Origin of the sequence: Brevundimonas variabilis, from assembly GCF_014199945.1 — a bacterium.
GTDB classification, from domain to species: Bacteria; Pseudomonadota; Alphaproteobacteria; order Caulobacterales; family Caulobacteraceae; genus Brevundimonas; species Brevundimonas variabilis.
Genome location: NZ_JACHOR010000005.1, coordinates 171,719 through 184,533 on the forward strand (window position 1 = coordinate 171,719; position 12,815 = coordinate 184,533).

11 protein-coding genes are annotated in these 12,815 nt (G+C 67.7%); 4 read left to right on the top strand and 7 right to left on the bottom strand.

Going from position 1 to position 12,815, the window contains the following annotated elements:
• The first annotated feature begins 67 nt into the window (after nucleotides 1-67).
• The 4 genes from GGR13_RS14410 to scpA all read left to right on the top strand — a co-directional run bounded on the left by GGR13_RS14410 (nucleotide 68) and on the right by scpA (nucleotide 5,312).
• Nucleotides 68-703, top strand: coding sequence for a LolA family protein (locus tag GGR13_RS14410; RefSeq protein ID WP_183214285.1), 636 nt, complete (start codon nucleotides 68-70; stop codon nucleotides 701-703).
• Nucleotides 704-768: 65 nt separating this feature from the next.
• Nucleotides 769-1,707, top strand: a complete 939-nt coding sequence (locus GGR13_RS14415; protein ID WP_183214286.1) for a Gfo/Idh/MocA family protein — start codon at nucleotides 769-771, stop codon at nucleotides 1,705-1,707.
• Between the two features lie 51 nt (nucleotides 1,708-1,758).
• Nucleotides 1,759-3,159: a methylmalonyl-CoA mutase family protein gene (locus GGR13_RS14420; RefSeq protein ID WP_183214287.1), complete on the top strand. Its 1,401-nt coding sequence runs from the start codon at nucleotides 1,759-1,761 to the stop codon at nucleotides 3,157-3,159.
• Nucleotides 3,156-5,312 carry a methylmalonyl-CoA mutase gene (gene scpA / locus GGR13_RS14425; protein ID WP_183214288.1) on the top strand — a complete coding sequence of 719 codons (2,157 nt, stop codon included), beginning with the start codon at nucleotides 3,156-3,158 and terminating at the stop codon, nucleotides 5,310-5,312. The genes GGR13_RS14420 and scpA overlap by 4 nt, the downstream gene beginning before the upstream one ends.
• On the opposite strand, the gene mnmC is transcribed toward scpA, so the two are convergent.
• The 7 genes from mnmC to coaBC form a co-directional block, all read right to left on the bottom strand.
• On the bottom strand, nucleotides 5,309-7,111 hold the full coding sequence (gene mnmC / locus GGR13_RS14430) for a bifunctional tRNA (5-methylaminomethyl-2-thiouridine)(34)-methyltransferase MnmC2/FAD-dependent 5-carboxymethylaminomethyl-2-thiouridine(34) oxidoreductase MnmC1 (RefSeq protein ID WP_183214289.1): 1,803 nt from the start codon (nucleotides 7,109-7,111) through the stop codon (nucleotides 5,309-5,311). The genes scpA and mnmC overlap by 4 nt on opposite strands.
• Nucleotides 7,112-7,223: 112 nt before the next feature.
• Entirely contained in the window at nucleotides 7,224-7,505 is a 282-nt protein-coding gene (locus tag GGR13_RS14435; RefSeq protein ID WP_183214290.1) for a hypothetical protein, read from the bottom strand.
• Between the two features lie 172 nt (nucleotides 7,506-7,677).
• The gene (locus GGR13_RS14440; RefSeq protein WP_183214291.1) at nucleotides 7,678-7,974 is read right to left on the bottom strand and encodes a hypothetical protein; all 297 of its coding nucleotides are present in this window, start codon (nucleotides 7,972-7,974) and stop codon (nucleotides 7,678-7,680) included.
• A gap of 143 nt (nucleotides 7,975-8,117) precedes the next feature.
• Nucleotides 8,118-8,987, bottom strand: coding sequence for a flagellar motor stator protein MotA (gene motA / locus GGR13_RS14445; protein ID WP_183214292.1), 870 nt, complete (start codon nucleotides 8,985-8,987; stop codon nucleotides 8,118-8,120).
• Nucleotides 8,988-9,098: 111 nt separating this feature from the next.
• Nucleotides 9,099-10,898 carry a long-chain-acyl-CoA synthetase gene (locus GGR13_RS14450; protein ID WP_183214453.1) on the bottom strand — a complete coding sequence of 600 codons (1,800 nt, stop codon included), beginning with the start codon at nucleotides 10,896-10,898 and terminating at the stop codon, nucleotides 9,099-9,101.
• Nucleotides 10,899-11,037: 139 nt separating this feature from the next.
• Complete coding sequence (dut, locus tag GGR13_RS14455) at nucleotides 11,038-11,487, bottom strand: dUTP diphosphatase (RefSeq protein ID WP_183214293.1); 450 nt, start codon at nucleotides 11,485-11,487, stop codon at nucleotides 11,038-11,040.
• Nucleotide 11,488: 1 nt separating this feature from the next.
• The gene (gene coaBC, locus GGR13_RS14460; protein ID WP_183214294.1) at nucleotides 11,489-12,724 is read right to left on the bottom strand and encodes a bifunctional phosphopantothenoylcysteine decarboxylase/phosphopantothenate--cysteine ligase CoaBC; all 1,236 of its coding nucleotides are present in this window, start codon (nucleotides 12,722-12,724) and stop codon (nucleotides 11,489-11,491) included.
• Nucleotides 12,725-12,815 lie beyond the last annotated feature (91 nt).

Here is a 12,815-nt window from a genome sequence, read left to right on the forward strand (position 1 = left end):
AACGTCACCGTTGACCCACGATCCCGCTTCCCGGTCCGCCCGGGACGACGGAGGAGAAAGACTGACCATGAACGCTTCACGCCGTACTTTCGGCTTCGGCCTTGCCGCCATCGCGACCGTGTCCGCCCTGCCTGCCGCCGCCCAGTCCAGCCTGTCGGCCGCCGACCGCGCGACCTTGGCCCAGGCCCAGAGCTATCTGCAGAACATGACGACGGCCCAGGGCAATTTCGTCGAGACCGGCCCGGGTGGCCAGCGCCGGACCGGTCGCTTCTGGATCCAGCGTCCGGGCAAGATGCGGTTCGAATATACCGACCCGGCCGGGCTGCTGGTCGTGTCGGATGGCAACAACGTCAAACGCTATGATCCGCGCCTGAACAATTTCCAGCAGGTGCCGCTGAGCGCCACCCCGCTGTCGACCTTCCTCGCGCGAAATGTGCGGCTGGATCAGGGTGTCCGCATCGACCGCGTGACCCGGATGCAGTCGGGGGCGTTCGCGATCACGGCGCGGGACCAGGGCAAGCCGAACGAAGGCTCGGTCATCCTGGCCTTTGCCGGCAATCCGGTGCGTCTGCAGGAGTGGACCATCACCGATGCCCAGGGGGGACGTACGCGCACCCAGCTGACCACCCTGACGCCGGCGTCAGGTCTGGATGCCAGCCTGTTCCGCCTGACCGACCCGACGCGCCGCCCGGGCCGGAACTAGGTCACGCCGTTCCCTCTGTCGGCGCAGGCCCTTCGCAGGCTCCGATGGAGGGCGTAAAGGGGGGCATGACCTCGAACCCGAATCCCCCCCTGCGTGTCGGCGTCGCCGGCGTTGGCGTCATGGGGCGCAACCACGCCCGCGTGCTGGCCGATCTGCGCGACTATGACCTGACCCACGTCTTCGACATGGATGCCGTCACGGCCCAGGGCGTCGCGGATGTCTATGGCGCGACGGCCGTGACGACGGCAGAGGCCTTTGTCGATGCCGGGCTGGATGCGGCGGTGGTCTCGACCCCGAACCGGACCCATGCCGACCTCGGCGTCGCCCTGCTGGAACGGGGCGTCCATGTGCTGGTCGAAAAGCCGATCGCCGCCACCGTGGCCGATGCCCGTCGCATGATCGACGCGGCCAGGGCCAATGACAGGGTCCTGATGGTCGGTCAGGTCGAGCGGTTCAATCCGGCGGTCGAGGCCGTGAAACGCGCCATTGCTGACGAACAGGTCATCTCGATCCAGATCACCCGCGTCGGACCGTTCCCGCCGCGCATGGGCGAGGTGGGCGTGGTCATCGATCTGGCCGTGCACGACATCGACATCATCCGGCACCTCACCGGCTCCGAAGTGGCCGAGGTCCAGCCGCAGCTGGCCCGCACCCGTGCCGAGCGCGAGGACACGGCCCTGCTTCAGTTCCGTATGGAAAACGGGGTCATCGCCCACATCACCACCAACTGGGTGACCCCCTACAAGGTCCGGACCCTGCAGGTCGCGACCCAGGGCAAATTCGTCGTCGCCGACCTGATCACGCGCCAGGTGACCGAGTATTTCGGCCAGGCCCCGGACGGCAGCTACCAGACCCGCGCCGTCAACAGCTGGCCCAGCGAGCCGCTGAAGCGCGAGCTGGAAGCCTTCGCCCACGCGATCCGCACCGGCGAGACCCCGGCGGTGACGGGCGAGGACGGGCTGCGCAATCTGGAAGTCGCCCTGCGCTGCCTCGGCCAGGCCTGACGCCCGCGTTCGGGTCTGGACCCCCGGCGCGAGTGGACGCATTAGGGGCACATGACCGAGACCTTTCCTGTCCCAACCCCTGCCGCCTGGCGTGATCTGGCCCAGAAGGCCCTGAAGGACCGCCCGATCGAGAGCCTGGTGCATCTGGATGCCGACGGCCTGGCCGTGCTGCCCCTCTATGCCGAGGCCAATGGCACCGGGGCCCTGTCGGCACCACGGGGGTCGGATGCGGACGAACGGGCCTGGGATCTGCGGACCCGGGTGGAACGCGAGGACCCGGAGGCCGTGAATGCCGCGGTGCTCGCAGACCTCGAAGGCGGCGCGGCCTCGGTGATCCTGTCGGGGACGGTGCTGGACGATTCCGAACCGCTGGGGCGGGCCCTGGCAGGGGTGGCGATGGAGCTGGCGCCGGTAGCTCTGGATGCCGGATTGCGCGGGCCGGATGCGGCCAATGCGCTGGCGGTGGCGGCCAAGGGATCGCCGCGCGCTCGGCTGATGTTCCATCTCGACCCGATCTCGGCCTTCGCCGGGGCGGGCGGATCACCCCGGTCGATCGGGGAGCATGTCTCGCTCGCGGCCAATACGGCGGCGCGCCACGCGGGGGCCTATCCGGAGGCGACGTTCTTTCTCGCCAGTGGCCGGGTCGTGCACGAGGCCGGAGGGTCCGCAGGTCAGGAACTGGGCTTCGCCGCCGCCTGTGCCATCGCCTATGCCCGTGCCGCAGTCGATGCCGGGATGACGGTCGAGGCGGCGCTGCGGGGCACGGTGCTCGGGGTGTCGGTGGACGCCGAATATTTCGACAGCCTGGCCAGGGTCCGGGCGATGCGGCTGATCTGGGCCTCGATCAGCCGGGCGTTCGGCCACGAGATGGTGGCACGGATCGAGGCGCGGTCGTCGCGCCGGATGCTGAGCGAGCGGGATCCCTGGCCGAACCTGCTGCGCCTGACGGCGGCGGGCTTTGCCGGGGCGGTCGGGGGTGCGGATGCCGTTGTGCTGGACGGATTCACCCGGGCCCGGGGTCGCCCCGATGCCTTTGCCCGCAGACAGGCCCGCAATACCCAGCTGGTGCTGATGGAAGAGGCCCATATCGGGCGGGTGGATGATCCGGCCGCCGGGTCCTGGTTCCTCGACAGCCGGACCCGTCAGCTGGCCGAGGCGGGCTGGGCGGCCTTTCAGGCGATCGAGGCCGAAGGCGGCGTCATCGCGGCCCTGAAGGCCGGCACGATCCAGTCCCGCGTGGCCACCGCGCGGGCAGCGACAGTCGCAGCCTATGAGAAGGGTGCCGCCCATCTGGTCGGGGTGACCAAATTCGTCGATCCGGATGTGCGCGAGGCTCCCGTCGAAGCGGCGGCCTCCGTCACCGTCGGCACCGGCGGGGATCGATGCGAATCCCTGAGCCCTGTCCGCTTCGCCGAAGCCTTCGAGACGCCCGAGACGGAGATGGCCCGATGACCGGTTTCCCCGATTTCTCGAAGATCGCGCTGGACACCGCGCCTGCCGGCCCGTCGCTGCCGCGCGACCCCTGGCTGACGCCCGAGGGCATTCCGGTCGCCGCCGCCTATGGCCCGGAAGCCCGCACGGGACTGGACTTCGTCGACGGCCTGCCCGGCCTCGCCCCCTATGTGCGCGGGCCCTATCCGACCATGTATGCGGGCAATCCATGGACGATCCGGCAGTATGCCGGGTTTTCGACGGCGGAGGCCTCGAACGCCTTTTACCGCCGCAATCTGGCGGCGGGTCAGAAGGGGCTGTCGATCGCCTTCGATCTGGCGACGCACCGGGGCTATGACAGCGACCATCCCCGGGTGGCCGGCGATGTCGGCATGGCCGGTGTGGCGATCGACTCCATCCTGGACATGCGGACCCTGTTCGACGGCATCCCGCTGGACCAGATGAGCGTGTCCATGACCATGAACGGTGCGGTGCTGCCGATCCTGGCTCTGTATGTCGTGGCCGCCGAGGAGCAGGGCGTGCCGCACGCCGCCCTGACCGGGACCATCCAGAACGACATCCTCAAGGAGTTCATGGTCCGGAATACCTACATCTATCCGCCGGCCCCCAGCATGCGGATCATCGCCGACATCTTTGCCTGGACGGCGCAGGAAACGCCGAAATTCAACTCGATCTCGATCAGCGGCTATCACATGCAGGAGGCCGGAGCCTCGGCCGACATCGAGCTGGCCTACACCCTGGCCGACGGACTGGAATACATCCGGGCGGGAGTCGCGGCGGGGATGGACGTCGACCGGTTCGCGCCGCGCCTGAGCTTCTTCTGGGCCATCGGCATGAACTATTTCATGGAGGTGGCCAAGCTGCGCGCCGGGCGGCTGCTCTGGGCCGAGGCGGTGCAGAAAGAGTTCAAGCCGAAGGACGCGCGGTCCCTCTCCCTGCGGGCGCACTGCCAGACCTCCGGCTGGTCGCTGGCGGCGCAGGACGTGTTCAACAATGTGCCCCGGACCATGGTCGAGGCCATGGCCGCCGCCGGGGGGCAGACCCAGAGTCTGCACACCAATGCCCTCGATGAGGCTCTGGCCCTGCCGACCGATTTCTCGGCCCGGATCGCGCGCAACACCCAGCTGCTGCTGCAGATGGAGACGGGCCTGACCCGCACCATCGATCCCTGGGGCGGAAGTTTCTATGTCGAGCGCCTGACCCATGAACTGGCCGAACGCGCGCGGGTCCTGATGGCCGAGGTCGAGGGCCTCGGCGGCATGGCTGCGGCGATCGAGGCGGGCGTGCCCAAGCTGCGGATCGAGGAGGCCTCGGCCCGGACCCAGGCCCGGATCGATACGGGCCAGCAGACTGTGGTCGGGGTGAACCGCTATCTGTCCGACACCCGAGACGACATCCCGATGCTGAAGGTCGACAATGCCGAGGTCCGGGCCCGGCAGATCGAGAAGCTTCAGAAGCTGCGCGCCGAGCGGGACGAGACGAAGACGCAGGCCGCCCTGTCGGCCCTGACCGAAGGGGCGCGCGGGTCGGCCAATCTGCTGGAACTGGCCGTTCAGGCCGCGCGGGCCCATGCCACAGTCGGCGAGATGTCGGACGCCCTCGAGGCCGCCTTCGGGCGTCATGTGGCGACCGTCCAGACTGTGACCGGGGTCTATGCCCGCGAGGCCGGATCCAATCCGAAGATCAGCCGGGCGCGCGACATGGTCGCCGCCTTCGTCGAGAATGACGGGGGTCCGCCGCGGATCCTGATCGCCAAACTGGGTCAGGACGGCCACGACCGGGGCCAGAAGGTGATCGCCACCGCCTATGGTGATCTCGGCCTGGATGCCGTGGCGGGCCCCCTGTTCCAGACCCCGGCCGAGGCCGCGCGCGATGCCGTGGCAAACAATGTCCATGTTGTCGGGGCATCCTCGCTGGCAGCAGGACATCTGACGCTGGTGCCTGAGCTGAAGGCCGAGCTGGAGAAGCTGGGACGGCCTGACATCATGATCACCGTCGGTGGGGTTATCCCGCCCGGCGACGTCCAGACCCTGATCGACATGGGGGCGGCTGCCGTCTACCCGCCCGGCTCGGTCATCGCCGAGACGGCGATCGACCTGATCGAGAAGCTGAACCAGCGCCTCGGCTATGCCCAGCCCGAGCCAAAGGCCTAGGTCGGGCGGGCCGGGAACCGCGAAGGCCTGAGCCGGTCGGCATAGTCCGTCGGCAGGGGCGAGGGCGTGCCGGCGATCATCGCCGCCAGATGCTCGGCCAGCAGCGGGGCGAGGCAGAAGCCCCGTGACCCGAGACCGGACAGGACCCATAGCCCCGGACGATCCTCGACAGGCCCGCAGATCGGCAGGCGATCCGGCGTGGTCGCCCGGATCGCGGCCCGGGCCTGACCTTCGCTGCCGGTCAGGCCTTTGGCCAGTTCAGGCAGGCGTGCGGACAGGGTCGCGCGGTTCCGCAGGCTGTCCTCTGGCCGGACGTCGGTCCCGACATCGTCCCGGTCGTGGGTCGCACCGTAAAGAAAACCGGTCGGTGACGGCGCGACATAGCCGCCCCAGGCTGTGGCCATGGGCGCTATGCCATAGACCCAGTCCGCCTGCCCACGGACCGGGGCCAGTGGAAGCGAGGGCAGCAGGGCCGCCGTCCCCCAGCCGGAAGCGATGACGACGGCATCGACCTCGACCACAGCCTGCCCTCCGGCATCGCGCAGGATCCAGCCCGAAACAGCCGGCTCGATCCGGGCAATGTCACAGCGCACCTTTTCCACCCCCTCCAGCCAGGCCTCGAGAATCGGTCGGGGCTGGATGGCGAAGGCTGCGTGCATCAGCAGGCCGGACGCATCGACCGGCTCGCCCAGGCGTTCCGAGGCTTCGTCCGGGCCAAAAGGCACCATGGCATCCTGTTGCCAGAGGGTCTGGGTCGCGATTTTGGCGAATCGGGCCGGGTCGCGAGGCGCCGGAGCCAGTTGCAGGACGGATTCGGCGGTCACGGCCTCCGGGATCTGGCGATAAAGGTCTCCGGCGCGTTCCAGCGCCTGCGCATGGAGCCCCGCGATGACGCTGTCTCCGGCGTCGAGGCGGGGAGTGACCAGTGCCGCAGGAAAGCCCGATGCTGCCGCGCCCGGAGCCTCGCGCTCGACCAGCAGGGGGGTCTGGCCTGCCGCCGTCAGGGCCCGGCACAGGGCGGCTCCCGCGATCCCCCCGCCGATCACGGCGACCCGTTTGGAGGGTGCGGAGGCGGGCTTCGACCCCGGGAGGCAAGCCTCCAGCCGTTCGCGCTTGCGACCATGGCCGGGACGTTTCTCGACGACGAACCCTCGCTCGTTCAGCCCCCGGCGGACAGCTCCGGCGACGGTGAAGGTCGCGATCCGGGCTCCGGGTGCGGACCGGGCGGCAATGGCGTCCAGCACGGTTTGCGACCACATGCCGGGATTGGTCGCGGGCGAGAATCCGTCGAGGAACCAGGCGTCCGCCTGACCCGACCAGCGGCCCAGAACATCGGCGGCGTCACCGACCATGAGGTCCAGCGTGGCATTCAGGTCGGGAAGGTCGACGCGATGAAACCCGGGCTGGCTGGCGGGCCAGGCGTCGAGCAGGTGTCGCGCAACGGACGCCACTTCCGGCCAGTTCGCCAGCGCCCGGGCGGCTTCCTCGCGCGACACCGGAAACCCCTCGACCGAGACGATATGCAGATGGCCGCCCGAAGGGCCGGACCGTGTCCACAGATCCAGCAGGGCGATGATGTTCAGGCCGGTCCCGAATCCGAGCTCGGCGACCGTAAAGTGTTTGCGGCCTGCCCAGGCCTCCGGGAGACTGCAACCGGCGAGGAAGACCGCGCGGCTTTCGGCCAGGCCGTCGTCGGTCGAGAAATAGACGTCGTCGAAGCGCCCGGACCGCGGCGATCCGTCATCAGCCCAGACCAGCTGGGGCGAACGGTCGGCAGGAGACGGCGCGGCTTCGGACATCGCCGATGCGCTTACACCCTGGCCTGCGGTGCGGGCACGAAAAAAGGGGCCGCCGGAGCGACCCCTTTCCGCGATGACCCGAGGGCCATCGTGCTCGTTCAAGCCGTAAGGCTTAGTTCGAGTGAGCCGGGGCAGCCGGAGCAGCAGCGGCGTCGGCAGCCGGGGCCATTGCGGCGTCGGCAGCAGGAGCCATGGCAGCAGCGTCGGCAGCTTCGCCAGCGGCGGCAGCAGCGTCGGTTGCAGCGGCGTCTGCCGTGGCAGCAGCGTCGGTTGCGGTTTCGGCGGCAGCAGCAGCTTCCGTCGATGCGTCTTCAGCTTTGTCTTCAGCGGCGGGGGTGCAAGCAACCAGGGCCAGGGCGGCGGCCGAAGCGGCCATCAGAGCGACGATGCGCATGAGTGTTATCCTTCAGAAGGGGGTCAAACGAGGGCATGAATCCTCGCAGCGCCAGATAACGACTTCGTGAGCCAAATCGCAAGCTTTATCTCACGAAACCGTGATCGAGCGTGATCGACGGAAGGAAAGCGACCCGGCCGGCCGTCCGGCGCGGGTCGCCTGGACGCGGTTTCTACTGACCCGGAGCCATCTTGTCAGCCGCAGGGGCCATCTTGTCGTCCGCAGCCATTGCGCCATCAGCGGCCGGAGCCATGGCACCGTCGGCAGCAGCGGCACCCTCTGCGGCCATGGCACCGTCAGCGGCCATCGCGCCTTCGGCAGCAGGAGCCATGGCTTCGTCAGCCGGAGCCATCGCGCCTTCGGCGGGTGCCATGGCGTCCTCGGTCTTGGTTTCCTCGGCGGGCGAACAGGCGGCGACCGACAGGGCAGCGACCCCGGCGACGGCGACGAACAGGTGGCGAATGGACATGAAGTTCCCCTCGAAAAGAATCGCGCGCGTGGATCATCCGCGCGCGCAACGTCGCCGACGCAGAATGCGCGGTCGTCCGTCGAGAGGGTTACGGCTTCGTGATCGGTCCGGTTACAGGTGTGAGGCGCGGAGCCGGGAAAACCTTATGCGTCGACCGGCGTCGCCGACAGATGTTCTTCCATCTCGGCGAACGAGGGCTGGGCCGTGGACGGGATGTCGCCGCGGCCGATCTCGACCGAGATCTGGGCCGCATTGCCATGCAGGTGGGCGATCAGGACCGACTGGATGATCTTGTAGAAGGCGGCTTCCTCATCGACGATCGCCTGCAGGCGCGCCGCCAGCGGACCGATCAGGCCATAGGCCATGAACACGCCCAGGAACGTTCCCACCAGGGCCCCGCCGATCATGCCGCCGAGAACTTCCGGCGGCTCGGTGATGGAGCCCATGGTCTTGATCACCCCCAGAACGGCCGCGACGATGCCCAGCGCCGGCAGGGCGTCGGCCATGGCCTGCAGCGCATGGGGCGGACCGGCGGCCTCGTGATGGTGCTTTTCGAGCTGCTTTTCCATCGCGTCCTCGACCTGGTGAGGGTCCTCGAGGTTCATCGTCATCATCCGCAGCGTGTCGCAGATGAAGTCGATGGCAAAATGGTCCTTCATGATGCGGGGATATTTCTGGAAGATGGTCGACTCGGCCGGCTTCTCGATATGGCTTTCGAGGGCGATGACGCCCTTGGATTTCATCGTCTTGGTCAGCGCGAACAGCAGGCTGAGCAAATCCTTGTAGTCGGTCTTCTTCCATTTCGGACCGGCGAACGCCTTGCCCAGACCGCCCAGGGTGCCCTTGATATTGGGCAGGCTGTTGGAGATCAGGAAGGCCGCAACCGCGGCGCCGAGGATGGCCATCATCTCGTACGGCAGGGTGTACATGATCACGTCCATCTTGCCGCCGTGCAGCAGATAGCTGCCGAAGACCATGCCGAAGAGCATGACGATGCCGATGATCTGAAACATGAGGATGCCCGGGCAGCGCAGACGTGCGCAGCGCACCATGGCCATTAATGCTTAAGGCGAGGTTGAAGCCGGCCGACGTGCGCCGTGACCCGTCCGTCTGGCGGGCGGGCGCTAGAGCCGGGTGTCACCCGCCAGTATGGCGGCGTGCGCGTCCGGTGTCAGCTTCTGATAGCCGCTCTTCCCACCACGCACATAGACGATGCCCGTCCCCTTGTCCGGATCGAAGCCGTCGGCGACCAGATCGACCTTGCGGTATTTGAACGTGCCCGTGGTCTCCAGCGTCTTGGCCAGTCGCACGAAGACCGGTCTGGCGTAGACGGGCAAGGCCTGGTCCACGTGATCGGCAAAGGCCCGGGCCGAAAATTTGCCGTCTGCCAGGACGGTGACCATGCCCGCCTTGCCGTCGGTGCCCGGAACGGGAACACCATAGGCGATCACTTCGGAGATTCCGGGGGCCTCGCTGAGCTGCTGCTCGACCTCGGACGTGGAGACATTTTCCCCCTTCCAGCGGAAGGTGTCGCCGATCCGGTCGACAAAATAGAAATAGCCCTCACGGTCCTGGCGCATCAGATCACCTGTGCGGAACCAGCGATCGCCCTTGGCGAACACGTCGGTCAGGATCTTCTTCTCGGAGGCGGCCTTGTCGGCATAGCCGGAAAAGTCGTGGCGGATGTCGTTGCTGATGACCCCGATGGCTTCGCCGATCTCGCCCACCGGCGCATCGAGACACAGTCCGTTTGTCGCGCGAACCGGCAGTTCGGTGTCGATGTCGAATTTGACCAGCCGGATGTTGACCTGCGTCTTCAGGAACCAGGGCACACGCCCTATGGCACCCGGTTTGCCGTCGAAATTGAAGACCGAGACATTGCCCTCGGTCGAACCATAGAACTCCAGAACATCGGGGATGCCGAACCGGCTCTGGAAGTCGGGCCAGACGTCAGGCCGAAGGCCGTTGCCGAAAGCCAGCCGAAGCTTGTGAGCGCGCTCGTCCTCGTGCTCCGGGCAGTTGACGAGGTAGCGGCAAAGTTCACCGATGTAGACGAACATGGTCGCCCCGCTCTCGCGGGCATCGCTCCAGAAGCTCGAGGCCGAGAATTTCCGACGGACGATCACCCGCCCGCCGTTCAGCAGGGCCGGGCCGATACCGACCAGTCCACCTGTAGAATGATACAGGGGCAGGACGTTGAAGATCCGGTCCTTGGCCGTGGCAGCCGTGGCTCCGGCAAACGCCCGCATATAGGTGCGCGCCCGGCCATGATGGATGCGTGCAGCCTTGGGCAGGCCGGTGGTGCCCGAGGTGTAGATGTACAGGGCTGTATCGCGATTGGTCAGACCGTCCCGGACCTGGCGTGCCGGCCGGACCGAGGAGGCACTGCGGACGGCGCTGTCGAGACTGCGCCGCGTGCTGGCCTCGTCGGCCTCTGACAGTCCGAGCACCCAGAGCATCAGCGGCTTGTCCGCGAAGGGCCGCGCGTCCTCGACGCAGCGCCAGCAGTCCTCGTCCGCCACGACCTGGGCCACGCCGGCGATGTTCAGGCAATGGGCCAGCGAGCGGCCCGTCAGGTTGGTATTGATCAGGGCGGTCGCGATCCCGGCCTTCGAAAATCCCATCCAGGCGGCGATATAATCCGAGCGATTGGTCATCACGAGGCCGACCACATCGGAGCGCCGCAGGTTCCGCGCGCGCGCCCAGTTGGCATACCGGTTGGCCAGGCTGTCGAGCTCGCGATAGGTCAGCGAGCCACGGTCGTCGACGATGGCGATATTGTCGCCGAACTTGTCGACAGCTTCCTCGAAGTCGTCGCAGACCAGATCCTTGCCGTCCAGCTGGATCGGCTTGATCCGGGACAGCAGACGGCGCAGGCCACCGGCGAATCTCAGATCGCGTCGGATGTTTGCCGCCAGGCCCATGGTCACATGTACTCCGTCTAGGGGATGAGATCCGACACCCTGATGGACAAGGCGTCCGACCCGGTCAACGGCTGGCGAGATGCCGAACAGCGGTTGTTACGGTTTGGTGCCGAGCGTGGCGCCCTTGCGCCGGTCCGGATCAGCGGCCGGTCGAGCCGAAGCCGCCGGTCCCTCTTGCGGTCTCGTCCAGACCCTCGACTTCGGCAACGATCGCCCGGGCGTGGGCGGCGATGACCATCTGGGCGATGCGCTCGCCGCGCCGGATCACGAATGGGTCTGCGCCATGGTTGATCAGGATCACGCCCACCTCGCCACGGTAATCGCTGTCGATCGTCCCCGGCGAATTCAGGCAGGTGATGCCATGCTTCAGCGCAAGCCCCGAGCGTGGCCTGACCTGAGCCTCCCAGCCCTGTTCCAGCGCAATCTTGAGACCTGTGGGGACCAGCATCCGCGCGCCGGGCTGCAGGGTCAGCGGGGCGTCCTCCGGCACGGCGGCTCGCAGGTCCATGCCCGCCGATCCGGCGGTCTCATAGGCCGGCAGCGCCAACCCCTCGGCATGCGGCAGTCGCTGGATCTGCAAGGTCGTCATGTCAGGTCCCGGTGGCAGTGATGGCCAGATGGTCGGCGATGCGCGCCACCAGGGCGCGGGCAATGTCGGCCTTTGACTGGCGGGGCCAGCTTTCTGTCCCGGCCCGGTTGACCAGAATGACGGCGTTACCGTCGGAGCCGAACACATCATCCGAGACGTCATTGCCGACGATCCAGTCGCAGCCCTTGCGCGACAGCTTGGCCCGGGCATTGGCTTCCAGATCCGTCGTCTCGGCCGCGAAGCCGATGACGAGGCGAGGGCGGTCAGGGCCGGGTGCCGCGATCCCGGCCAGGATGTCCGGGTTCTCGATCAGGGCCAGGGTCGGGGGCCCCCCGGGACCCTTCTTGATCTTGCCGCCCGCGACGGTGTCGACCCGCCAGTCGGCCACGGCCGCGCTGAGCACGGCGACATCGGCCGGCAGGGCGGCGACCGTGGCAGCCTGCATCTGGATGGCGCTCTCGACATCGACGCGATCCACACCGCGTGGCGTGGGCAGACCGGTGGGGCCCGAAACCAGTGTGACCGTGGCCCCCATCTCGGCGAGGGCTGCGGCGATCGCATAGCCCTGCTTGCCGCTAGACCGGTTGGTCAGGCCCCGCACCGGGTCGATGGCCTCGAAGGTGGGGCCGGCGGTGACGACGGCCCGCCGCCCGGACAATGGACGGACGGACGGTATCAGCAGGGCCTCGATGGCGGAAAGGATCGTTGCCGGCTCGGCCATGCGGCCGGGGCCAAACTCGCCGCAGGCCATTTCGCCGTCATCCGGCCCGACCAGCGTCATGGCGTGATCGCCGGGAAAGGTGTTGAGCCGAAGGACATTGGCCTGGACCGCGGGATGCAGCCACATCCGCACATTCATGGCCGGAGCCAGCAGCACCCGCTTGTCGGTCGCCAGCAGGGTCGTGGACGCCAGGTCGTCGGCCAGCCCGTTGGCTGCCTTGGCGATCAGTCCGGCGGTGGCCGGAGCGACGACGACCAGATCGGCCCAGCGCGACAGTTCGATATGGCCCATCGTCGTCTCATCCTCGGGCGAGAACAGCGCCTGATGGACAGGATGGCCCGTCAGGGCGGCGAGCGACAGCGGGGTGACGAACTCGGCCCCTGAGGCGGTCAGCAGCGCCCGGACCTCGCCGCCCGCCTTGCGGATCAGCCGCACGAGCTCCAGCGCCTTGTAGGCTGCGATACCGCCGCCGACGATCAGCAGGATCTTGCGATGGATCAGGGCATCGTTCGACATGAGGCCCGTCCTAGCGAGCACGCCCGCGTGCGTCGAGCCTGACGTTAAAGTTGAAAAGAACATTGCAGCAACGAAATCGACGTGCATAAAT